Source organism: Cyclobacterium sediminis (assembly GCF_054781075.1).
In genome coordinates this window covers 146,219-170,234 of the sequence record NZ_BAAGVC010000008.1, presented here as the reverse complement: position 1 = coordinate 170,234, position 24,016 = coordinate 146,219, and the positions used below count along the sequence as shown (strand labels likewise).

Sequence of the window (24,016 nt, the reverse complement as noted above, 5' to 3'; positions counted from 1 at the left end):
TAAATAATTATGGTTTTAAGGCAAACCATCTGTTTGCATTTTTATAATAAACTTTGTCTACAACTTCTTTTGGCAATTGAATGCCTTGAAATGGTGAATTAATTAAGTCGCTTTCCATCATGTGGTCAGTGACAAAATATTCCCAATCTCTTTTCCAGGTATTATCCATCCTGTTTACCAGCGAAGCTTCAGTCATTTGGCCATTGTCTGCCAAGTCTGTTCCGTACATGATTCTGTCCTGGTATTTAATAAAGAAGTCCCTTACTTTCTCTCTATTTTCAACTGTTTGAAAGAAAACCTGCCCCATTCTAGCCGCAAGGCCAATGGCCATGTTGGGAAATTTTTCAAACCTTGCCGCCAAAGAATCTACACTGTACTCAAGGCTTCCCATATGTGCCCCAACAAACCTTAAGTTGGGATGTTTTTCGAGCATCCTGTCCCTACTGGCAATAATTTCCTCATGGGAGGGCATACCAGGTTGTTTGTACATATGGTATTCCGGGTGTTTCTCAAAATAGGTTCTGTCATTATTGGTAGTCATTTCTTCCAAAGGGAGCCAGCAATTTTTTGGTTCGCCCAAATGTCCCAGCAATGTTTTTCCACTTTGTTGAATGTGTTCAAATATAGGATCGAATTTCTTATCATCTATGGTAATTAGATTACCTGATGAATCCCTTGAAACCATGCCTATGTTTTTCCAGACCTTCACTCCCACTGCTCCTTCATTAAAACAACTGTCAAGCCATCCAATCACTCGATCCTCCCAAGCCGGATCATCCCAGTCTGACACCGCAAAAGCAGTAACCAGATCAACTGTTTCCGGATTTTGTTCTTGTTGGTTCTTGCCATGATTGTACTTAAAGTAAACATCCCCCCAGCCTTTATTGATCTCAAGTGCCACATTTACTAAATGAAAGTTATCCGTTTTCGCTTTTTCTACAAAAGTGGGCCTGTCTGCCGTAATATGGATATGTATGTCGGTCTTTTTGACCGATGAATAATCCTCTATTAAATAAAAGGAATCCTTCTCAGTACATGAGACAAGTAATCCCAAAGCAAAAACTATAGATAATATTTTTTTCATTTCAATTAAATATAAATATTCAGTCAATAACATAGAAAATGATTAATTTCGGGCACATTTATTTATAGAAAAGATTGACTCTAAAGGCTCATATTGAAGCATTGATTGATCCGACCCATCTCTGATTTTCACGATAATTTGGCATAATTTAAAGTAAAAAATTACCAGTAAGAAAAAATCCATGGAAAATTATTTTTTAATCATCTATAAAATTAAAAAAAATAGTATACTTTGTACCTCAAATTTTAACCAAATCCATTTATTCATTGGTTAAAATAGCTTATCATCAGAACCTTTACACTTTTAATTAAGTGTAACAAATTAAATTTTAATGCACTTATCAGGAAAATCATTCCAATACCTGCTCATTGTTGTGGGACTACTTACCAGTTGCAATCAGGAAAAATCTTATACAGAAGTCTCACCATTAGAAAGAATGGACCCAAAGCGGATGGAAACACCCTATCCGGAGGTTTCAATACCTGAATCTGCAGATCTTACATCTCCCAGGTGGAAAGGGATAGACCTTAGTCCAGTTGCGCCCTTAAACCCTCTTTCCGCATTAGAAGAACAAAAAACTTTTGTTCTACAGCCTGGGTATTCCATGACACCAATCCTTACAGAACCCCTGATCAAAGAACCTGCAGCCATTCAGTTTGATGGCAATGGAAGGATGTATGTACTTGAATTAAGAAGCTATATGCAGGATATCGATGCAGTGGGTGAGCTTTTACCTACCAGTCGTATTTCCAGATGGGAAGACAAAGACAATGATGGAATTTATGAAGATGGTGTTGTCTTTTTAGACAGCTTGGTTTTCCCAAGGTTTGTGGTACCATTTGGGCCAGGAACCATTTTATCCATGGAGTCTAACGAAGACAATGTATACAAATACACAGATACTGACAGTGATGGCAAGGCAGACAAAAAAGAGTTGTTTGCCACCGGACTGGGTAGATCAGGAAATGTGGAGCATCAAACCAGTTTCCTTACTTGGACCATGGACAATTGGATGTACAGTACTTATAATTCAAAACGGATCCGTTGGACACCTGATGGTGTAATTCAAGAACCAACAGGAAACCCATATGGCCAATGGGGTGTAACTCAGGATAACTATGGGCAAGTATGGTTTCAAGATGGTGCAGGAGGAGTTCCAAGAAATTTTAACTTCCCTATCGTTTATGGCAACTACGCTGTAAAAGAACAATTTCAAAAGGATTTTAGGATTCCTTTCAGTTTAGTAAGATTAGCTGATTTTGAACCGGGAATGAGAGAAACAAAACCGGATGGCTCTCTAAATAATGTTACAGGTGCTGCCGGAAACGATGTCTTTAGAGGAGACAGATTACCAAAAGAGTTGGTCAACCAATATTTTTATGGGGAACCTGTAGGTAGAATAGTAAGGCAGGTTTATTCAGAAAAAAAGGAAGGAATTACCTCTATTCAAAACCAATACCTTGATATTGAATCTGAGTTTATACAATCTACGGATCCTTATTTCAGACCTACAGATATGGCTACTGCCCCTGATGGTACCATGTATATTGTAGACATGTACCGTGGCATTATTCAGGAAGGAAACTGGACCCAGGAAGGAAGTTACTTGCGCACCAAAATTCTTCAGTACCAAATGGATGATGTAATTGAGAACGGAAGAATATGGAGGGTATCTTATGAGGGAATGGAAAGAGACAAAACCCAGCCAAGAATGTTTGAGGAAAGTGCAGCAACGCTTGTCAAGCATTTGGAACATCCCAATGGTTGGTGGAGAGACAAAGCACAGCAGCTCCTTATCCTACGACAAGATCATTCAGTTGAGTCAGACTTAGTGAAAATGGCTCAAAGTTCAGACAACGAATTGGCTAGAATTCATGCCTTGTGGACTTTGGAAGGTTTAGGCCTTCTTAATAAAGATTTGGTTTTGGATTTTTTAGAAGATGAAAGTATAAATATCCGAATCCAAGGCCTGAGGGCAGGTGAAACCTTGTACAAATATGGAGAGAAAAGCCTCGAAAAATCATATATAGAAATGACAGCAGATGCAGATCCATCGGTAGTCATTCAGGCCCTTCAAAGTGCTTATATTTTAAAAATCACGGATTATGAGGCTTTACTAAAAAAATTGCAAGCATCAAACCCTGCCAAGGGTGTACAACTGGTAACCAAACAGCTATTAGAAAAAATTGATAAAGCCAAAAAAATGGCAGAAACGCAATATTCACCTGAGGAACTTGTTTTGTTTAATCAAGGGAAAACGATATTTGATAGTTACTGTGCCACTTGTCATGGAGTAAAAGGCTTGGGTACCCCTACAGGTGCTGCCGGCGGACAATTGATTGCTCCGGCCTTCTCAGGTTCTCCACGAATTCAAGGCCACCCTGAATATATTGTTAAAACGCTGCTTCATGGCCTAACCGGTGCCATAGAAGGCAAAGAATACGAAGGTGTAATGATTGCCATGAGTAGCAATGATGACCAATACATCGCTTCCGTGGCATCATATATTAGAAATGAATTCGGAAATTCAGGAAGCTTTGTAACTCCCGAATATGTAGCAAAAATCCGTAAAGAAACCGAAAAGAAGGATGGAAATTACCAATACAATGCTTTGCTTGCTGAAGTACCCAAAGCACTTGCCCCACAAGACAATTGGAAAGTAACTGCCAGCAGTACATCTTTACAAGGAGTGGGATCCACTAGAGACCCTTCCTATGTATTTGGGTTTAAAGGTTGGAAAACCGATGGAAACCAAAAGAAGGGCAGTTGGTTTCAGGTGGAGTTACCACAAGCAGCTGCACTTACAGAAGTATCTTTTGAAACAGGAAATGATGAATACCCTAGAAAATTCAAGGTATCCGTTTCTATTGATGGCAAGCAATGGGCGGAAGTAGCTGAGAGAACCGGTGAAAATGGCGCCATAACCATTTCCTGGTCAAACAATACGAAAGCCAAATTCTTAAAAATTGAGAATTTGGAAGACGCTGACAAGCCTTGGAGCATGCGAAAATTAAGTTTATTCGCCAGGTAATGGCCTTTAATGACAAATCATCGCAGTGATAGCGATGATTTGTCATCATTGTTTTAATGAAACATCGATTGTCATTTTTTTTCTAGAATAAGCACTAGAATTTCTATTACTGGGCAAAATCAGAACTTAATCTTATAGTTTGATATTTCTGAGGTAGCCCTGCTCCCGTAAAGGTCTTCAGGCATTCCCAATTCATAGGGAGATGGTTTCATCCAAGTACTCCTTACCCCTTCCACTATTAATTTACCTGAAAGATCTACCGTTACAAAGGCATATAATGGGTTTTCATAAGCAGCAATATGTGGTAGATTGGGATACTTTTCGTACGCTTCTTTGGGAAATCTGTCCAAACTGGTATATTTATCTCCTATCCATTGATAAGACATGCTATTAATTTCAATATAATCTATCCCGTTCAGGTGGCGGTGAAAATCAATATGGTTATGTCCATTGAAACAACAGATAACTTTCTCAGCCTGTGCTTCCATAATTTCTTGTAGTCGCAAACGATTATTTACCCCCCATTGGTGGTGCCATAGACTTTGATGAGAAAGTACAATTGTGGGTAGTTTTGTCGCTTTTAGGTCATCCTCAAACCATTCGATCTGTTCGTTATCAATAAAAGTTCGCATGGAACTATCTACATAAAAATTGGCATTTTTATAATCGATGAATTTTCCATCTTGGTATAAAAAATTGGCGTCTAAAACAATAAAGTGGATCCCTTTTATATCATAGGAATAATAGGTTTTAGGCATACCCCAGAAATCCAGCATTTCTTCTTTGGAATTTCGATCCATGTCATGATTCCCAAGCACATGGTATTTTGGACCTTTAAAGGTTTCCCAGATATCCATAAAATCCTTGTTTTTATTGTCCTTCATACAAAAGTCTCCCAACTGGACAACCATATCCATCTCAGTGTTTATGGACTTATCAATAAACGTTTCCAATCGTTGATTGGCATCAGGAATTAAATCTTTATGTACATCAGCTACCAATCCGAAGCGCAATATTTGATTTTTCACCTTATTCGTAGCATGAGCTTTAAAAGACAATGTGGTAAAAGGAAGACCGGTTAGAAGAGCTCCTGCTCCAAATTGATTCAAAAATTTTCTTCTGTTCATGAATTTGTTAGTTCATTTATATAGTTAAAAAGGCCAAATTATCTCAATTGACCATTTTAAGTCAATTCGTTAATTTAAAATAAGCTGTTTGTTTCTTACTAATACAATCTTTTTTTATAGCTCTCTTCCAGTACGGTTTGTATCTCTTCCTTAGAAAAATTTGAGCTATTGATATGATCAGCCAAAACTTTCGCCACTATTGGGAGCTGTGCTTTCTCCGGCCAAGTCTCTGGTTCCCATAATTTAGATCTTAAAAAAGCTTTTGCACAATGGATGAAACATTCTTCGACTTCTACAATTATTCCTACCTCCGGACATTTGCCATTAACTTCATATTTATGCAATAAGTCTTTGTCACGGGTTAAAATGGCCTTGCCATTGATCCGAAGTGTTTCCTTCAAACCCGGAATAATAAATATTAATCCAATATGGGGATTAGAAAGAATGTTTTCCAAGGAATCACAACGCTTGTTGCCGGGCCGCTCCGGTAATACAAGGTATTGCTCATCCAACACATCTACAAAACCGGAGGGATCTCCTCTAGGGGAAACATCACAACTGCCATTTTCGTTGGCAGTACTAATAAATAACATGGGAGATTTGGCAATAAATTCTTTGCAATGTTCGTCAATGAAATTGATGGACTTTTTTTGCACCAACTCCCTAGGAAATCCCATCAACTCTCTCAACTCATCTATACTTTTAATTTGATTTTTAAATGTAACTTTCATTGAATTTTTATTTACTTTCCCGGTAAAGTGATAGTTCGCTTAAGACATCAAATGATTTTTTTATCAATCATTCGAAACTAAATTTAAAAATAATTCCTCATTTATAGCCTAATAAAATTAGGATAGGTTTTATAAGATTATTAAAGGTTTTTTATTTGATGAGGTAATGCTTTACCTCAAAAAAATGAATAAATTGATGGATTTTTAAGGGGAACTATTTGTAAATTGATCAGCTTCTATAATTAGGAAATGCCTGATCGGATAAGACCAAAAGCGATATTAATTATGGGGCCTGAATTGGAAATCAAACTTGAAGAAAGAAGCATTAAGCCAACTACCATGAGATTATTGGTTTTAAAGAAATTGGTGGAATCCTCAGTGGCAGTTAGCCTCAATGACCTTGAAGGCAAATTTGATCGGGCAGATAAAGCCACATTATACCGAACCCTAAAAACTTTTGAAAAGAATAAACTGATTCACAGTATTGTAGATGGGACAGGTGCTGTTAAATATGCAATATGTGAAGAGGGCTGTGCCTGCGAGCCTAAAGATCAACATACTCATTTCCATTGTATTAAGTGCAATGAGACTTTTTGCCTTACCCAATCCAAAATTCCGCAAGCAAACATCCCAACAGGGTTCAATGCATTAAGCGTAAGTATGGTTTATCAAGGCGTTTGCAATCAATGTTCTTAACCAATTTCACCTTAATTTGGTCATGACCGGATTATTTTTTTTAGCTTCAATGTCTTAAAGTCTAGAAATTTATTTAGGAAGAAATGGTAGTAACCCCTTCCTAAATAACAAAGTCAGGGTTCAACAATCTTTGGTATTAATAAGAATAATCGAAACTATCTTGATGACCTATTTCGGAGTCTATTTGCATCAAACACCACAATAGTATAATTCGTATTTACCAAGGTATTTGACTAAATTGGCTCATATGAACCAATTTCTAAAACAGCAAAAAATGGAAATCTTCAATAAAAAATTAAGATGGTTTATCGTTCTAGGTATGCTCTTTCTCTTGAAGCCTGGATTCAGTCAAGGCCAAACCGATACCCTTTCTACACCTTCAGATAGCATTATGATTACCATCATGATGAAACACCACCAAGATAAAAACATTGAAGAATTAAAAGAGATCCGAAACAAAAATGGATTTTTGGAAAAATTTCCACCAACTTCCGCAAGAGTAATCAATTGGTATGTAATGATGGGAATCGGTCAAGTGGTCACATTAAAGATTCCTGCAAGTGAACTCCGAAATCTTAATATAGCGGTAGAGCAAAGTGTTTGGGGAGCCTTCTCAACCGAGTTCTATCCCACCTACGACCTTTACCCTGTAATTAAAGAAGCCAAAGAAAATTTAAATAAGAGTCAGTAAAGTTAAACTTAATTTAATAATTCTTATCCAACTGATTTACTGATCATTAAAGCATATTTTTTTAATGGTTGATTACGGGGTTAAAAGAAATTGAAGCTTAATAAAATCGAGATGAAAAACAAAATTTGCCTAATTACAGGGGCCAATGCAGGCATAGGATTTCAAACTGCCAAATCACTTGCTGCAAAAGGGTTTAAAGTGATCCTGGTTTGTAGAACGAAAGAAAAAGCCCTAATGGCCATGGAAAAAATTCAGGCAGATCAGGCCAAGGCTGACTTGGATTATGCCATTGCCGACTTAAGTTCTCAAGCGGATATTAGAACCCTAGCCAAAAATATCCTCAGTCGTTATCCAGTATTGGATGTGCTGATCAACAATGCCGGTAGTTGGTATTCTGACATGCAATTAACGGCGGATGGAATAGAACGACAATGGGCCATCAATCACCTTGCCCCATTTTTACTAAGCCATTTATTATTGCCCCTGCTGTCAAAAGCGAAAGATCCAAGAATTATCACGGTGAGTTCTGATTCTCACTTTCATGGGAAAATTCATTTTAAGGATGTCAATCTTACAAACAATTATCATGGCCTGCGCGCTTATGCACAGTCTAAGCTGGCCAATGTACTCTTTACGAAAGCTTTTGAACGGCTCAAACCGATTAAAAAAATTGCAATTTATGCAGTTCAGCCGGGCCTAGTTAAAACCGATATAGGCTTAAAGCATACCTTTTCCTTTCATGGATTGATGTGGAAACTAAGAAGACTTACCGGCAAAACTCCTGCCCAAGGAGCTGCAACCTCCATTTTTTTAGCTTCAGATAAGGGTGTAAAAGGTATTTCAGGTAAATATTGGGACAAATGCAAACCAAAATCCAGTTCCAAAAAAGCCAACTCTATCCCTGATGCTGATCGGCTTTGGACCTTAAGTTGTGAGCAATGTGGAATTACTAATTATTTTGGAAATATTACTTAATGGGTACTGTATACCCTAAAAAGGCGCTCAAGCAGTCGCATCTTTTGGGCTGTTGGGAAAATCCGTGATATTTTCACCAGTAGCCAATTGATTTTACCGGGTATAATAATGGTTTTTCCATTTTCTAAACCTTCCAAAGCAATTTTAGCCACTTCATCCGGCATTAAAACTACCAATTTGGCTCTGCTACCGTGTGCTTCCATACGACGTAAACCTTCAGGGTTTGTCACCACAGGCCCGGGGCAAACTACAGACACCTTTACCGGCCCATTTTTCAATTCTTCCCTCAGTGCAAGGGAGAAGGCATATACAAAGTTTTTACTCCCAGTGTATACGGCCTTATAGGGTAAGGGTAGATTCGCCTCCATGCTGCTCATATTTAAAATATAGGCGCATTTTTGCTTTTTAAGTAAGGGTAGAAAATAATGACACATCCGAACCAGAACTTTATTATTCAGATTTATAATTTGTAGCTGTTTATCCAAGTCAATATTCTCGAACTTCCCTCCCGTTCCTATTCCGGCATTATTGATCAGCATTTGAATAGAGAATCTATTTTCCTGACAAAAGGCAAACAATTTTGTAACAGCATAATCTTCCGTTAAGTCGATGGAAAAAAGGTGTACTTTTACCTTATAAAGCGATAAAATATCATTTTTCACCTCATTCAGAAGGTTGTCAGGCAAGGCTACCAAAATAAGGTTCATGCCTTTCGCGGCACAAGCCATGGCAAAAGCCTTTCCAATACCCATACTTGCTCCGGTAATTAAGGTGTAGTTTTCCTCTTTCATAGGCTTAAGATAAAAAATCCGATTCAATTACTTCACTAATCCTCGGTTAGGAAATAAAATATCTTTTCACTGTGAAAATTTTAACCTTTTCATCCCCTTTGTTTATCTTTATGCCCTATGCAAAACAATGATGTGATAAGAAGTTTAAGGTACACCTTCGATTTTGGAGATGACCAAATGATTAAAATTTTCAGCCTCGCTGAACTTGAAGTAACCCGAGCAGAAGTGAGCGATTGGTTAAAGAGAGATGATGACCCGGAAGCAAAGCCTATCAGTGATTTTAAGTTGGCCGTATTTTTAAATGGCTTGATTAATTATAAAAGAGGCAAAAAGGAAGGCCCACAGCCGGTGCCTGAAAGCAGACTTACCAACAATCAAATCATTCGGAAAATAAAAATCGCACTCCAACTACAAACTGAAGATATCATTGAAATTTTAGCTTTGGCTGGGAGGAACATGAGCAAGCATGAAATAAGTGCTTTTTTTAGAAAACCCGATCAACACCAATACCGTCTTTGCAGGGATCAGGTATTAAGGAATTTTTTACAGGGGCTGCAAAAAAAATTAAGGGCAGCTTAGAGAAGCACACCCTATTAAGGTATTTGATATGATAAAGTTTTTCTTGTCCTCCCTCCTGATTTTGGCTTGCTTGCCCGGTTTTAGCCAAGTTTTGAAGCAACCGATTCCCGACAAAACTGTGGTCTTGACCTTTGATGATGGGGTAGCCAGTCATTATTCCAACGTAGCACCTTTATTGTTGGAATATGGTTTTGGAGGAACCTTCTTCGTTTGTGAATTCCCTCCTAACTTTTCTGACAGTACGCTTTATATGAATTGGCGGCAGATTCAACAATTGGATAGGATGGGTTTTGAGGTGGCCAATCATACCCACCACCATGCACCTGTAGGCAAATTATCTGAAGAAGAGATTCTACAAGAAATCGACTATATAGAAGAAAAATGCGATTCCTTGGGAATTAAAGCTCCCCTTGGCTTTGCTTATCCGGGTTATTCCATGAGTGAAACTGTACTGAAAGTTTTGGCCAAGAAGAATTATTTATTGGCCAGAGCAGGAGGAGAAAGGGTATACAAGCCATTGGAGGATCACCCTTATCTAATCCCTAGTTGGGCCACTGAGCCCGAAAATGAAAAGGAAATAATGGAAGCCTTAAAGCAGGCAAAGGATGGAAATATTGTGGTCCTTACCATTCACGGTGTACCGGATCTTGAACACCCTTGGGTAAATACCCCCTCTGACATGTTTAAAAGGTATTTGGAATTTTTAAAGGAACACCAATATAATGTAATCTCGCTGGAGCAATTGACTGGGTATATTGATTTAAAAGAAGCAAGAAATCAAATCAAAGCCAACCTAAATAAACGGTTGAAAAACTAAGTAACCTATAAATAAAGGTTGAATGCAAAGATGTTTTAAGTCGCTTTAATAAATATCAATTATTACCTGGGATAGGCCCTTTACCTGGGAACATTCCTCTAATTTGATAGTCAAAAATATACTTAATTATATGTGATTGGTAGCTAATTAGATGCTTTGCCGTACAAGTAAAAGATTTGGTTTTTACAAAATAAAGCAGTAGTCTTGTCTTGAAAAGGGCTTTTTTACGTAAATTGCTCTTTAAATTTTTCTTTGTAGCTTTGAATTACAAGAATTTCAATTAATCATAAAATTTATACAACAATCATGTCCAAAAAAGTAGTTACTCTTGGTGAGGTAATGCTTCGCCTTTCTACCCCTGATTTTAAGCGTTTTGTACAAACTGATTCATTTGACATAACCTATGGTGGTGGTGAAGCTAATGTAGCTGGAGCCCTTTGCAATTATGGGCTGGAAGGAACTTTCGTGACTAAGGTGCCTGACAATCCAATTGGCCAATCAGCCATCAATCATTTACGCAGGTATGGTGTGGACACACAATTTATTGCCAGAGGCGGAAAACGACTAGGAATCTATTTCTTGGAAACCGGTGCTTCTATGAGAGCTTCTCAGGTAGTATATGACAGAGCTGATGCATCCATTTCAGAAGCTGAAATTTCTGACTTTGATTTTGATAAAATATTTGATGGTGCTGTTTGGTTTCATACCACAGGTATCACTCCTGCCCTAAGCGACAAAGCTGCGGCTTTGACTGAAGCTGCCCTAAAGGCTGCAAAAGCAAAAGGTGTTACCACCAGCATTGACTTGAACTACCGTAAGAAATTGTGGAGCAAGGAAAAAGCCAAGGAAGTGATGACCAGACTTTGTCAATATGTGGATGTATGCATCGGAAACGAAGAAGATGCTGAAACCACTTTAGGCTTCCATAGCAAAGAAACTGATGTGACCAAAGGTGAGTTAAACCTTGAAGGATACAAAGATGTCTTCAAACAAATGAAAGAGAAATTTGGATTCAAATACATCGCTTCAACTTTAAGAGAAAGTTACAGTGCGTCTGACAATGGTTGGAGTGCTTTGGTATATGATGGTGACGAATTTTACCATTCCAAAAAATACGACGTAAGAATTGTTGACCGTGTAGGTGGTGGAGATTCATTTGCAAGTGGCTTGATCTATGGCTTGATCCAAGAAATGGGTCTTAAAGATGCAACTGAGTTTGCTGTTGCTGCTTCTGCATTAAAACATACCTTCCCTGGGGACATGAACCATGCAACACTTGCAGAGGTTAAAGTTTTAATGGGTGGTGACGCCAGCGGTAGGGTTCAACGATAGTAACTGCTAAAGCAAATTTCATGATACTTGATACCTTATCCAATGCAAGCAGATACTACAGTTTGCACCCATTGTTTGAAAAAGCTTTTGCTTTTATTCAGTCCAATAATCTGGAGGAAATAGAAGATGGCAAATACGAAATTGATGGGAGTGGGTTAATTGCTGCTGTATTTGAAAAAGCAGCAAAAACTGAAGCTGAATCCAATCAGAAATTTGAATGTCATGACAAGCACATAGACATTCAAGTATGTATCAAAGGTAAAGAAAGCATTGGCTGGAAACCCAGAGAAAAATGCACTAAAATAAAAGGCGAATACAATCCCGATAAGGATGTATCTTTTTATGTGGATTCTCCGGAAATGTACTTTGGTATGGAACCCGGGCAATTTGCAATCCTTTATCCTGAAGACGTTCATTCTCCGATGATTGGCGAAGGCAGTATCAAGAAAATGGTTGTTAAAGTTAAAATCTGACAATCACACATATATCATTAAAAATCAACACTTTAATAAAGATTACCTCGGGAATTTCCCGAGGTAATTTACTTTAAATTTAATCACGATGAGTAAAAACGAAACCATATTAAAAAAAATTACGGATCAGGCCATCCTTCCTCTTTATTTCAATGCAGATGAAACCGTAAGTATTGAAGTTCTTAAGGCCCTTTACACTGCTGGAATTCGCGTGGTGGAATACACCAATAGAGGTGAAGCTGCTTTGAACAACTTTAAGAAAATGGTTGCTTTGAGGGATAGCGAAATGACCGACCTATTGTTGGGTATCGGTACCATCAAAAATGCTGAGATGGCAGAGACATATGTGGATGCCGGTGCAGATTTTATCATATGTCCGGGCTTGGTTGAAGAAGTTGTAGAGGTAGCGAATAAGCATGGGATGATATGGATTCCAGGTTGCATGACGCCATCTGAGATCATCAGAGCGGAGAACCTTGGTGCAAAAATGATCAAATTATTCCCAGGTGATATTTTAGGTCCTAAATTTATGGCCGGTATCAAATCTTTGTTCCCGAATTTGATCTTTATGCCTACAGGTGGTGTTTCTCTTGACAAGGACAACGTTCAGGCTTGGTTCTCTGCAGGCGTTAGTGCGGTAGGTATGGGAAGTAAATTGGTCAGCAAACAATTATTACAAGATAAAAATTACACGGAAATTCACGAGATGGCTAAAAAAGCCATTGCATTGGTGAATGAAGTAAAAGGGTAATTTACAAAGTTTATATTAATTCAAAAGCGGCCAAATTAGGGCCGCTTTTTTTATTCAAGGCGTTACAAATTATCGATGAAAGTCCAGGCTTAATTAAAGGATTATTTAGCAGGTTTCATATTTCTAATTGCAGCTATTTTCCACTGTTTCCCCTTTTTCACTGTTACAAAGGAACTCCACATTTTTCGTTCTGTTCCATCGGCATTTTTAATTGTATACCGGGCATCGGCTATTGCCACATCCTCTTTAACATAACGCACCCTTTCTACCTTCAAAACCCTATCACCCGGATTACTGCGGGAGCTTGCGGCCATCCCTTTGACAGCAGCTTCTACTCCATGTCTCCACTCCCCATTGGAAACCAACTGATCAATGTCCTCCGTCACGATGTATCTAAGCATTACCGTGTCTATGCTTTCCCTTGCTTTGGCGTAATTGGCTATTAAGCCTATTATGGCTTTACCGTCTTCCAGGTCTTGCCCATGCACATGGGTAGCAACACCAGAAAAAAGCAATACAGCAAAAACAAAAACTTTAGATAGATACATATGAAGCTAGGTTTGTAATAAAAGTAAGAATATTTGTAAAATTTCCCTACATTTTTACTACTGATTATTCAATAGTTAGCCTATTGAATACCCAAAAGCTCATGAATATACCGGTTCTATGAAACAGATGTGAAGTATAGTTGCGATTGAATATTATTTCTTTAAACCATCCAATTCAATCGAATACCCCATTCGTATCTTTGTAACGATTGGCATATTTGAGTGGAAATCATTAGAGAATTCTTTCATTACCATATTGGAGGAGTAATTTTTTGATAAGTCTAATATGACCATATTTGGATCTTCTTCATTTTCATCAAGCCTAATTTCAGCAGTCTCCTTTGGCTCATCCTTATCCGTTTCTATACCCTTAAAGGTTGACTCAACCTTGGGTTCTTCAAAATTGAGAAATAACTCAGGTTTAAACTTTTTAATGGACCGAATATCAACCCCTGAAAAAATTTCGCCTTGTTCATAGGGGTAGTGAACAGTTTGTCCAAAAGAAGCAGTTGATAAAAATACAATTCCAAAAATAAATACAACTCTAACCATGACTTTTTATTTTAATGAAAGATGCTTTTCATTTTTTATTTACACGTTAAATTAACTATTAAGTTTGGATAAAAATTTATAATTTCATTCAATAGAGCTGTTTATCTATAAATTTAACAATAAATAACAGATGGAAGAACTTTTTTATCACAGATCCACTTTGTTCATCATTTCCCCATTTTTCGCTTCTTTGTCGCCAAAAAATTTCATTCAACAAATAAATTCAAAAATCATTGTTTAGTGATACTAAACCTAGCAGTTAGGAAGTAGTATTATACATTTACTAACTGTTCGGCTCTTTTGACTTTTCGTTTTTAAGTTAGTTGTTCTCCCGTTAAGATTGCTTCATACGACTCTTGTAATGAGTTCGCAAAAAATGATAAAGTTGTTCAAAATTGCTTCGATCTACATGGTCGACCAGAATTAACTGAGTGTTTGGAAATGTAAGTTTCATCTTCCTGTATCTCACACGATAAAGGTTGGTTTCCTCAGTCCAAGATGTGAGATCGTTCAGGTTATAAGTTCGAGAGCTGAACAATTTTGAGACCTGGAGATGATTTTTGTTTTGTTGAATTTTTGAATAGTTTTGGAGGTTCTTGATAATTAAATATCCACAAAAAGTTGGACAGATAATCATTAAAACCTTCCATGTCCATCCTTGTTCAAGGTTCCTTAGAAAATAAACCATCACAATTGACCCGGTGAAAAACACAATGGATGCTGTTAGGATGACAAAGTATTTCATGGGGCCATTTAGTGCCTAACGAAAGAAAAAAGCTATTTCTTTATACCCTCCAATTGAATCCCAACTTTCACCGGTTTCTTGCTAAACTTACGTATTCTGGAGGGGAAATCTTTGATAGGCATATTGGAAGAAGAATTCTTTGAAGGTCTTAAAATGGATACATTTGTTGAATCTTCCTCCAATTTATTATCACTAGCATTTGAATTAATTGCTGGAACTACCTGGCCAAGTGATGACTCAAACTTAAGGGTTTTATCGCTTAGGGTTTCAGGTACATCCAGGTTACCTTGTATTGAATGGGGAATATGGCGGATAATTAATCCCTGTCCATAAGCTACCGATGAAGATAAAAAGATTCCAAAAATGAGTACCATTCTAACCATGACTTTTTATTTTAATGAAAGATGCGCTCCATTTCCTATTTACATGTTAAATTAACTATTAAGTTTGGATATATTTATATAATTCCATTAAAATGAGCTACTTATGAATAAATTTAACAATAAATAACACGCAGAAGGTCTTTTACGCCACATATCCGCTTTTTTCATCATTATCCCATTTTTCGCTTCTTTTCAGACAATACTTCATTTATCAAATCGCTTCTGAAGTCTATCTGCTACCCTATGTTCCTTATGTATCTTCTTAATTATTAAACTCCACTTGCTCCTTCCGCATTTGCCTCTATTTCCTTTCAAATCATGACTTTCTGGTTTCTTTTTTTCAAAATATCAGCGTCACTTTCAGCAATTTAATGCTAAATTAAGCAACCAATCAACAATAACAGTATAAAAGCCATGAGATACCTACTAATTGTTTTGTCCTTATTTTCCCTGACCCTATCCGGAGAAGTAACTGCTCAAACCGGCAATGAATATTCCCACAAAGAGCCATCGAGAGATGGAACTGGTAAAGTATACATGGGTAGAGAAATTTCTCATGTCATGGGATTTCATGGGGTAGCCTGGCTGGAAAGAGACAGTCGCTCGGAAGAAGAAAACACCGAGCTTGCCATTAGCAATTTACCCATTAATGAGAACAGTAATGTGGCAGATGTAGGGGCTGGTTCTGGCTTTTATACTTTTCGCATTGCATCAAAAGTACCTGAAGGAAAAATATACGCGGTAGACATCCAACAAGATGCGCTTGACTACATCAAAAACAAAGCAATAAAACAAAATGTAGACAATGTATTTACCGTTTTGGGAACAGAAAAAAGCCCAAACCTACCGGAGAAAACAATGGATTTGGTAATAATGGTGGATGTTTATCATGAATTGGCATTTCCTAAAGAGATGTTACAAAATATCAAAAAATCCCTAAAGCCTGATGGTAAACTATTGCTCATAGAATACCGTGGGGAGGATCCCAAAGTGGCCATAAAGCCCTTGCATAAAATGACTGTTAAGCAGGTAAAGAAAGAGTTGGAAGCCAATGGATTCAAATTGTCTACCAATGGACAATTTTTAAACATCCAGCATTTTCTTGTTTTTGAAAAAAAGGATTAGGATTAATTAATATCAAAGGAAATTTCACAGCGTTGTCCTACTAGCATGGTGGAAATGGCTTCTTTGTCCCAGGTCCGTTTTAATTCCTTGAGGATTGCTCCATATTCATTTTTGTACTTTTTCCTTTTGATGGCCTCTACAAAACGCCTGACATCTGTTCGCGTTTCCAATAATAAGGGTGGAACAGGTGTAGGCTTGTCATCCTCCCCTTTGGCTACCATGGTAAAGTAACAGGTATTGGTATGCTTCACAACACCGGTTTTCACATTTTCTGAAATCACCTTGATACCGATAATCATGGAGCTATTGCCCACATGATTGACGGAGGCTTTTAAGGAAACCAATTCTCCAACTTCCACGGGTTGTAAGAAATCGACCGTATCCACGGAGACAGTTACACAATAAGCCCCACTGTGTTTGGTAGCAGCAGTGTAAGCCACCTTATCCATCATGGAAAGTAAAATTCCTCCATGAATTTTACCTCCAAAATTAGCATAGGAAGGAATCATAAGTTCTGTAATGGTAACACGTGAAAAACTGGCCGGTCGGGCACTTAGGGATGCACTCATCAAGTAATAGGATTAGAATAAATCAATAAAGTGGAAGTATTTTCCAGAGACAAATATATATATGATTTTTATAAATAATCCGGAATATCGTAATTGGATTTTTATATTTCCCCTGTTTTGGTTGAATCAATGCCAAGAAAACAAAGAAGACGTTGGGATTTTGTCAGCATTGTTGCGGAAATAGGCAGCAATACCGCCAAAATCAGATACTCTCCTTATGCATCATCCAAGGGTTGTCAACCTTGGCTACAAAATTGCCACCCCTATAGGGTTACTCGCTTTCGTAAGGGATGATAATTTGTATTAATGGGGAAAAAGTAATTCAGTTTATAAGAGGACCAACCAATTAACAATCTTGGATAAATTGAATGGTACCGATAAAGTAAACTTTCTAGGACAGTGTGATATATTAGGTGTTTTTGGCCTTCAAAGCTTATGGTTTTCGGAAATGGATGGTGAACGCTAAAAAAATGAGTTTGCTCCGATTAGGAGATACACTTATTTGTAACCCCATATTCAGACCCAATAATTAAATGATGGAAACATAAATGAAATATTTTCCTTATGTAGCTTTTGTCAGCATTGTTGCAAAAAAAAATCTTAATACCGCCAAACCCAAGCAATAAATATCATTTGCTTCTAAAGGCTTAAACACATGACTATATAATACCGCAAACACAAAATGATTAAAGCCTATCCATCCTAAATCACCTCATCACCAGATCACTACATCACCAAATCACCAGATCACCCAATCACCCAATTATCAATTCTTCCCTCCTATGGGCCTTAATTCATAAATATAATAACACTGGTATTCTTTTTCTACCTTATGGATTTCAGCCTGATCGGCATAATGTAAATAGCGATTGTTTCCTAAGCCGAGTTTTAGCTTTCCCGGCTTATCCCAGAGAACGGGAAGGCCAACTTGAACCCCATCCTCTATGGGATAATAATAGACTTTTCTTGTTTCCATTATGGCCATCCGCTCTCTGTAATCTTCCGTTTGAATATTGTCCTCAGGAGCTAATCCCGCGGTATATTCAACGATAAATGCATCTCCCATTCCGGTAATTTGCGTGAAGCCACCTCCTAGCGCAAAATCTATTCCCATTGATTTAAAACCTTCTCGATCGGCCATTTCCATAGGTACCCTGAAAAGTTGATCAGGTTCTTTTCGTTTCAGCTTAATTTTATTGACCAACTCCAGCTGTTTATTATATTGAAATAAAATGCTATCTGCCGGTAAAATTAAAGAGATCTGCCTGGACTTAATATCCGAAAAATAAACAGGCTTATGCTTCCCCGGGTAAAAGTAATTCTGTTTAAAAATACTGCTTTCATCTATTTTTCCTCCTTTGATTACGGATCCATCCGCGGGGTTTACTAAATGAAAATAGTTTAAAGTATCAAAATAATCCATGGGATATTCTTTCAAATTTTTGTCACTCAAATTGGCAATTCCGTAAGAGACATCGTCGATGTTAACTTCATTTAGATTATCCAATGGCGTATGGATCATCCTTACCCTTGTATCTTGTTCAAAGGGAAGTTTTCTCAGCTTTTTTAAGGCTAAATCATACATAAAAATCTCCTGATCACTCACAAACATTATTTCATCCCCCACAAAGCCGGCTCGGTGCAAAACCATCCCAAAAGCATTCGGCCCCTCACTTAAGAGTTCTTCAGCAAGCATCCCCCCATCACTGTTGAAAATAAAATACCTGCCTTCCACACCTTTGGTAACCATAAGATAAATATCTTGCTCCGGATGGTAGTCCAGCACATTTAATATTTGTAATTCGTCAAAAACCAATGAATCAACCTTGACAAACTCCATTTTTTTAAGGTCTTTGCTTTGATTTTCTGTTCTGTTACAGGAGACCAAACCTATAGATAATATTACCAACAATTGCAAGTATCTAAAAAGCATATGAATCTCGTTTATCTTTAAACTAATTTAATAAAAATATAATTATAATTTTAATTTACAAAAGTTTCTTTCATATTAAAAATACTAAACTTTAATTCCGCGTAAGGCTTAAACCAAGAAACGATTGACCCAAAAGTCTTGGGTAGCACCAATGATCAATCAAAATATCCAATAATAAAATTAAAAAAATATTGTGCCTGATATTCTTAGTTCCTTTTTATATTTAAAGGTTATTTTAAAATAAATTTCAGGTACCTCAACATTCCAATGAAAAGAATTTATTTCCTATTATTTCAATTAATTTTACTTCACTCCTCAGTATTTTCTCAACAAAACTTTTCACCAGAAAATGGTGACAGGCTTGTCCTTTTAGGAAATGCATTGATTGAAAATGAACAACAATTTGGATTTCTTGAATACAAGCTCAGCAGTTTCTATCCTGAAAAACACCTTACCTTCAGAAACTTGGGTTGGTCAGGAGATACTGTATTCGGTGAAGCCAGAAGCTACTATACCAATCCTCCCGGCCCCTATGACTTGCTTATTTCTCAAATAAAAGCGGCTGAGCCAAATTGGGTAATTATAGGCTATGGGAATGTGGAAGCCCAGAAAGGAGCTGCAAGCTTGGACCTTTTCAAAAATGGGATGAATCAATTGTTAGACAGTGTAGAAGCCATAGGCGCTCATGCAATTTTGCTGTCCACCATTCCACAGATTTCTGCAGGAACAAAAGATTTATTGGCCTTAAGAAACAAGGCGTACAGCGATTATAATCAAGCAATTCATGCCATTGCTCAAAGACGGAGATTGGCTTTTGTTGATGTTTTTGATGCTTTTACAACAACTACTGCTACTGAATTTTACGAGAACAATGGGATTCATCTGAATGAAAAAGGATATGCTCAGCTTTCCGAAGCAATTATGAATCAATTGGGCCTTAGCAGGGAAACTCCTACTATTGAAATTGATGCTGCTACTGAAAGCGTTGAAAGTAATGTACCGGTTAATAAGCTCTCCATTGCTGATAAAACCAGAAATATTTCTTTTCAAAGCATCCAAAACGCGCCCTCTTATCCCCATCGAGCCAATGAAACAATTAAGGTGAAAGGCTTAAAAAAAGGTACTTACGCATTGTCTATGGACGGAAAACTCGTTGCCGTGGGAAACAGAAAGGCATGGGAAGCAGGTATTCCTTTGGCGCAAAGCCCCGGCTTACAGCAAGCCGAACAAATGCTGAAATTGATAAGGGAGAAGGATAAAGTCTATTTCCAGCAATACCGGCCTCAAAACAGAACCTATATCCTGGGCTTCCGCTCTTATGAGCAAGGAAGACATAAAGAAGGTTTGGCGGCTTTGGATGCATTGATCCTTTGGTTGGATGATCAGATCAATCAAACCAAAAAGACCAAAATCCTCCATTACCAACTAGAGCGATTGCCCTAACTACAGGATTTTATTCAATTGACCCATTTTATCAAGATACAAACCATACCATGATTTTGGATTTAAAAATATATATAAAACACCCGACTAAAAAGCACCAGAGTACACCTTATATAGGGAGTGCTGTAGGCATGAAAGTCATTTTAATGTTGATCGTACTGTTGGCAAACCTTCCAGTCTATGGGCAAAATGCATTACGCGACATTCCCTCCTCGGATCCGCAGGATCAAATGGACAGGTTTCAAGTGGCAGATGGCTTTGAAGTCAATTTATTTGCCACTGACCCTATGGTGGTCAAGCCCATTCAAATGAACTGGGATGCCCAAGGAAGATTATGGGTAGTGAGCAGTACCATTTATCCTCACCTTAGACCAGGTGAAACAGCCAATGATAAAATATTGGTAATCGAAGACACCGATAGAGATGGAAAAGCAGATAAATCCACTGTTTTTGCCGAAGGTCTCTTCACTCCCACCGGCCTCTTGCCTGGTGATGGAGGTGTCTATGTGGCCAATTCCACAGAAATCTTACACCTAAAGGATACAGATGGAGACGGCAAAGCAGATGAGAGGACCAAAATATTATCTGGCTTTGGAACCGGTGATACCCACCACCTCATCCACACTTTTCGTTGGGGACCTGATGGTTTGATGTATTTTAATCAGTCCATCTATATCTACAGCCATGTAGAGACTCCTTGGGGCATCCGCAGACTTGAAGGTGGTGGTGTTTGGCAATACAATACAAAAACGCAACAATTGGAAGTATTTGCAAAAGGATTGATTAACCCATGGGGCCTACAATTTGATAAATGGGGCAAAAGTTTTTTGACAGATGGTGCTGGAAGAGAAGGGATTAATTACGCCTTTCCCGGTGCTACATTTGTAACTGCCCCCGGAGCTGAACGCATTTTAAGCGGCTTAAACCCCGGTCAACCCAAGCACAGTGGTTTGGATATTGTTTCAGGCGCACATATGCCGGAAGATTGGGCTGGAAGCCTTATTACCAATGATTTTAGGGCCAACCGTGTGAACCGTTTTGTTTTGGAAGAACAAGGTAGTGGCTTTGTATCTAAGCAGGCTGATGATTTATTATGGACAGATCATATTGGCTTCAGACCTGTTGACATCCTAATGGGACCAGATGGCGCAATCTATGTTGCTGATTGGTACAACCCTATCATTCAACACGGGGAAGTTGACTTTTTTGATTCCAGAAGAGACCAGCAGCATGGCAGGATCTGGAGAGTAACTAAAAAAGACAGTCCCCTAGTTAAGTATCCAGAATTAGAAGGAAAGTCTATTCCGGAGCTTTTGGAGACATTAAAATCAGAGGAAAACTGGGAAAGGTTACAGGCAAAATTAATCCTAAAAAACAAGGACGAGCAAGAATTAAAGGAAGCATTAGGTAAATGGATCGAGACACTAAATCCTTCAAATCCCGAATACGAGCACCATTTATTAGAAGGACTTTGGCTACATCAGGCCATTGGTGCGGTGAATGTACCATTGTTGGAAAAGCTTTTAAAAGCTAAAAATCCGGAAGCCAGAGCAGCTGCCATAAGGGTTCTGGTGCATTGGAAAGATCAAGTTCCGGAAACCCAATCCCTACTGGCCAAAGCCATTCAAGACAGTCATGCGACGGTAAGGTTGGAAGCGGTAGTTGGTCTTCAAAATTTCAGCACTTTAGAAGCGACCCTTGCCGCACTGGAAGCCTTGGATCAACCCATGGATGTTAATCTGGACTTTGCCTTATGGCATACGGTAAATACCTTAAGCCCGGTTTGGCTACCCAAACTATTGGAGGACCCGAACTATTTTGGGAGTAAGGACAAAACCATATTTGCCCTCAATACTGTAAGTGATCCAAAATCTACTTCTTTGCTGGCTGAATTGTATAGCGACAATAAGGTACCGGATAAGTACCTGGAAATGGTTCGAGAGAAATTGGCCAAATATGGCACAAGAGCTGATTTAAGCAAAATATACCAGCTAGCCATCAATTCAACCGATACAGAAAGCCAATTGAAAGACCTAGAGCTACTCCACAGGGCAGCGAATGAAAGAGGGCTGGCCCCACAGCATACTTCTGCACAACTAAGAAAATTGCTTTCGAGTGAGAATGAAGCAGTTGAAATAAAAGTATTGCAACTGGTAGGCTTGTGGAAAAAAGCTGATCTTTTGGACCTTATCCTGCAAAAGAACCAAGATAGCAATGAAGAGGTCAGAAAAGCGGCCATGGAAGCCATGGGTAAGCTCGATGATGCAGATAGCCAAGAACTTTTGCTCAACATGGCCAAAACGCATAAAAATGAAAGCATCCGGATATTGGCCATCTCTCAGTTGGTGAAAACAGCTCCTGAGAAGGCTGCCGAGGCTGCCACTACCCTGCTTTCCAATAAGCCTTCGGACATTGGCACGCGAGATCTGTTTGCTGCTTTCCTTTCTTCCAACAATGCCACGGCAGTACTGGCCAATTCCTTGTCCAAAACCCGCATCCCATCAGAAACGGCCAAAACCGGAAGAAAAACCATGCAAGAATTACTGCCCATGCATAGAAGAACCAAGGCTGGAGCCCTACAGCTTAAAGATGCTCTAGAGGCCTCAGGTGGGGTTTTACCTCCTGAGAAAATGCCACAGCAATTGAGCGAACGGGATATCTATCTCCTTGGAATCGAAGTAAAAACCTCAGGGAATCCGGTAAAAGGCGAAGCCATTTATAGGAGATCTTCAATGATGTGTCAAAACTGCCATGGTATAGGAGGTGCCGGTGGTCAGTTGGGACCGGATTTAAGTTCTTTGGGCACCAGTTTACCTATAGATAATATTATCAAATCCATACTCGAACCTACAGAATCAATCAAAGAAGGTTTTGAGCTACAGAAAGTAACCAAAAATGATGGAGGAATATTGATGGGCTATTTAATCAATGATGGTGCAAGAGAAGTTGTCATTCGAGACATGGCGGGTAATGAAAACGGCATTCCTAAATCTCAAATTAAAAACCTAGAAAAGGTTCCCGGCTCCTTGATGCCTGCAGGAATTACAGCAAGTCTGGAAAAAGAAGAATTTATCAATTTGGTCAGTTACCTTTCCAAACTGGGAAGCAATGGAGATTTTAGAGTTACCAATGAAAAACTGGTAAGACGCTGGAAAGCAGCCCCTGATTTTAAGGCATTGAGCAAAATAGTCGGAGTGAATACCTGGGAAAACCTGCCCGCTAAAAACATTGGCCCAAGCAGCAAGGCCTTTTACAGTACGGTGGCCGGAGACCTGCCAATGGAAGATATTCCTGTGATTACAGACCATACAGGCAAAAAATTCAGCCTTGTTCAATTTGAAGTAAATATCCTTAAAGCGGGTGAATTCAGTTTGAAATTAACGGGCATTGATCAGGCCAAGGTCTGGGTAAGTGGTAAAGAAATCCCTCTCAATAAGGGTAAAGGAGCTACAAACCTCAGTTTGGGCAAACAATGGGTGAATATTGCCTTTGACCGAGAAAAAGCCGTATCAGGTTCATTAAAGGTTTTGATAGAAGATGGAAAAGCCAATAGTGCCCAAAGTCAGGTGATTGTAGGACAGTAGGTTAATTGTCCTTCATAGTTGGATTGAAAAGGGCTGTTCCTTCTTGGATAGGATCA

General features: G+C 38.4%; 21 protein-coding genes. 12 read left to right on the top strand and 9 right to left on the bottom strand.

The annotated features are described in order from the left end of the window. Positions 1 to 7: 7 nt before the first annotated feature. Complete coding sequence (locus ACYVHJ_RS11455; protein WP_460514878.1) at positions 8 to 1,084, bottom strand: amidohydrolase family protein; 1,077 nt, start codon at positions 1,082 to 1,084, stop codon at positions 8 to 10. A gap of 331 nt (positions 1,085 to 1,415) precedes the next feature. Here ACYVHJ_RS11455 and ACYVHJ_RS11450 point away from each other — a divergent pair, with 331 nt between their 5' ends. Beyond that, positions 1,416 to 4,115, top strand: coding sequence for a DUF7133 domain-containing protein (locus ACYVHJ_RS11450; RefSeq protein WP_460514876.1), 2,700 nt, complete (start codon positions 1,416 to 1,418; stop codon positions 4,113 to 4,115). 119 nt (positions 4,116 to 4,234) lie between these two features. Here the strand turns inward: ACYVHJ_RS11450 and ACYVHJ_RS11445 are convergent, their stop codons facing one another. Together ACYVHJ_RS11445 and ACYVHJ_RS11440 are read right to left on the bottom strand one after the other, a co-directional pair. Then, entirely contained in the window at positions 4,235 to 5,242 is a 1,008-nt protein-coding gene (locus ACYVHJ_RS11445; RefSeq protein WP_460514874.1) for a metallophosphoesterase family protein, read from the bottom strand. 98 nt (positions 5,243 to 5,340) lie between these two features. Then, complete coding sequence (locus ACYVHJ_RS11440) at positions 5,341 to 5,973, bottom strand: pyridoxamine 5'-phosphate oxidase family protein (protein WP_339902093.1); 633 nt, start codon at positions 5,971 to 5,973, stop codon at positions 5,341 to 5,343. Positions 5,974 to 6,222: 249 nt separating this feature from the next. Between ACYVHJ_RS11440 and ACYVHJ_RS11435 the strand changes: the two genes are divergently transcribed. The 3 genes from ACYVHJ_RS11435 (at position 6,223) to ACYVHJ_RS11425 (ending at position 8,335) form a co-directional block, all read left to right on the top strand. Continuing rightward, positions 6,223 to 6,669: a Fur family transcriptional regulator gene (locus ACYVHJ_RS11435; RefSeq protein WP_339902092.1), complete on the top strand. Its 447-nt coding sequence runs from the start codon at positions 6,223 to 6,225 to the stop codon at positions 6,667 to 6,669. Positions 6,670 to 6,943: 274 nt separating this feature from the next. Then, the gene (locus ACYVHJ_RS11430; protein WP_460514871.1) at positions 6,944 to 7,360 is read left to right on the top strand and encodes a hypothetical protein; all 417 of its coding nucleotides are present in this window, start codon (positions 6,944 to 6,946) and stop codon (positions 7,358 to 7,360) included. Between the two features lie 111 nt (positions 7,361 to 7,471). After that, the gene (locus tag ACYVHJ_RS11425; protein ID WP_460514869.1) at positions 7,472 to 8,335 is read left to right on the top strand and encodes a Rossmann-fold NAD(P)-binding domain-containing protein; all 864 of its coding nucleotides are present in this window, start codon (positions 7,472 to 7,474) and stop codon (positions 8,333 to 8,335) included. Here ACYVHJ_RS11425 and ACYVHJ_RS11420 read toward each other — a convergent pair. Continuing rightward, a complete protein-coding gene (locus ACYVHJ_RS11420; RefSeq protein WP_339902089.1) occupies positions 8,332 to 9,126 on the bottom strand; it encodes an SDR family NAD(P)-dependent oxidoreductase in 795 nt (264 codons plus the stop codon). The genes ACYVHJ_RS11425 and ACYVHJ_RS11420 overlap by 4 nt on opposite strands. Before the next feature lie 117 nt (positions 9,127 to 9,243). Here ACYVHJ_RS11420 and ACYVHJ_RS11415 point away from each other — a divergent pair, with 117 nt between their 5' ends. From ACYVHJ_RS11415 to ACYVHJ_RS11395, 5 genes are all read left to right on the top strand, one after another. Further along, complete coding sequence (locus ACYVHJ_RS11415) at positions 9,244 to 9,705, top strand: YehS family protein (RefSeq protein WP_339902088.1); 462 nt, start codon at positions 9,244 to 9,246, stop codon at positions 9,703 to 9,705. 28 nt (positions 9,706 to 9,733) lie between these two features. Next, positions 9,734 to 10,522: a polysaccharide deacetylase family protein gene (locus ACYVHJ_RS11410; RefSeq protein WP_460514866.1), complete on the top strand. Its 789-nt coding sequence runs from the start codon at positions 9,734 to 9,736 to the stop codon at positions 10,520 to 10,522. Between the two features lie 306 nt (positions 10,523 to 10,828). Next, positions 10,829 to 11,854: a PfkB family carbohydrate kinase gene (locus ACYVHJ_RS11405; protein ID WP_460514864.1), complete on the top strand. Its 1,026-nt coding sequence runs from the start codon at positions 10,829 to 10,831 to the stop codon at positions 11,852 to 11,854. 20 nt (positions 11,855 to 11,874) lie between these two features. Beyond that, positions 11,875 to 12,327: a NanQ anomerase/TabA/YiaL family protein gene (locus ACYVHJ_RS11400; protein WP_460514862.1), complete on the top strand. Its 453-nt coding sequence runs from the start codon at positions 11,875 to 11,877 to the stop codon at positions 12,325 to 12,327. Between the two features lie 88 nt (positions 12,328 to 12,415). Beyond that, on the top strand, positions 12,416 to 13,078 hold the full coding sequence (locus ACYVHJ_RS11395) for a bifunctional 4-hydroxy-2-oxoglutarate aldolase/2-dehydro-3-deoxy-phosphogluconate aldolase (RefSeq protein WP_303611208.1): 663 nt from the start codon (positions 12,416 to 12,418) through the stop codon (positions 13,076 to 13,078). A gap of 101 nt (positions 13,079 to 13,179) precedes the next feature. Here the strand turns inward: ACYVHJ_RS11395 and ACYVHJ_RS11390 are convergent, their stop codons facing one another. The 3 genes from ACYVHJ_RS11390 to ACYVHJ_RS11380 form a co-directional block, all read right to left on the bottom strand. Then, positions 13,180 to 13,626, bottom strand: a complete 447-nt coding sequence (locus ACYVHJ_RS11390) for a nuclear transport factor 2 family protein (protein ID WP_460514860.1) — start codon at positions 13,624 to 13,626, stop codon at positions 13,180 to 13,182. A gap of 153 nt (positions 13,627 to 13,779) precedes the next feature. Beyond that, the gene (locus tag ACYVHJ_RS11385; RefSeq protein WP_460514857.1) at positions 13,780 to 14,178 is read right to left on the bottom strand and encodes a hypothetical protein; all 399 of its coding nucleotides are present in this window, start codon (positions 14,176 to 14,178) and stop codon (positions 13,780 to 13,782) included. A gap of 777 nt (positions 14,179 to 14,955) precedes the next feature. Continuing rightward, a complete protein-coding gene (locus ACYVHJ_RS11380) occupies positions 14,956 to 15,306 on the bottom strand; it encodes a hypothetical protein (RefSeq protein ID WP_460514855.1) in 351 nt (116 codons plus the stop codon). Positions 15,307 to 15,720: 414 nt separating this feature from the next. Here ACYVHJ_RS11380 and ACYVHJ_RS11375 point away from each other — a divergent pair, with 414 nt between their 5' ends. Beyond that, complete coding sequence (locus ACYVHJ_RS11375) at positions 15,721 to 16,431, top strand: class I SAM-dependent methyltransferase (RefSeq protein WP_460514853.1); 711 nt, start codon at positions 15,721 to 15,723, stop codon at positions 16,429 to 16,431. 2 nt (positions 16,432 to 16,433) lie between these two features. On the opposite strand, the gene ACYVHJ_RS11370 is transcribed toward ACYVHJ_RS11375, so the two are convergent. Together ACYVHJ_RS11370 and ACYVHJ_RS11365 are read right to left on the bottom strand one after the other, a co-directional pair. Beyond that, positions 16,434 to 17,000: an acyl-CoA thioesterase gene (locus ACYVHJ_RS11370; RefSeq protein WP_460514851.1), complete on the bottom strand. Its 567-nt coding sequence runs from the start codon at positions 16,998 to 17,000 to the stop codon at positions 16,434 to 16,436. 766 nt (positions 17,001 to 17,766) lie between these two features. Continuing rightward, positions 17,767 to 18,933, bottom strand: coding sequence for a hypothetical protein (locus tag ACYVHJ_RS11365; protein WP_460514849.1), 1,167 nt, complete (start codon positions 18,931 to 18,933; stop codon positions 17,767 to 17,769). Positions 18,934 to 19,200: 267 nt separating this feature from the next. On the opposite strand from ACYVHJ_RS11365, the gene ACYVHJ_RS11360 reads away from it, so the two are divergent. Beyond that, positions 19,201 to 20,376, top strand: a complete 1,176-nt coding sequence (locus ACYVHJ_RS11360) for an SGNH/GDSL hydrolase family protein (protein WP_460514847.1) — start codon at positions 19,201 to 19,203, stop codon at positions 20,374 to 20,376. 56 nt (positions 20,377 to 20,432) lie between these two features. Continuing rightward, a complete protein-coding gene (locus ACYVHJ_RS11355) occupies positions 20,433 to 23,960 on the top strand; it encodes a PVC-type heme-binding CxxCH protein (protein WP_460514844.1) in 3,528 nt (1,175 codons plus the stop codon). Positions 23,961 to 24,016 lie beyond the last annotated feature (56 nt).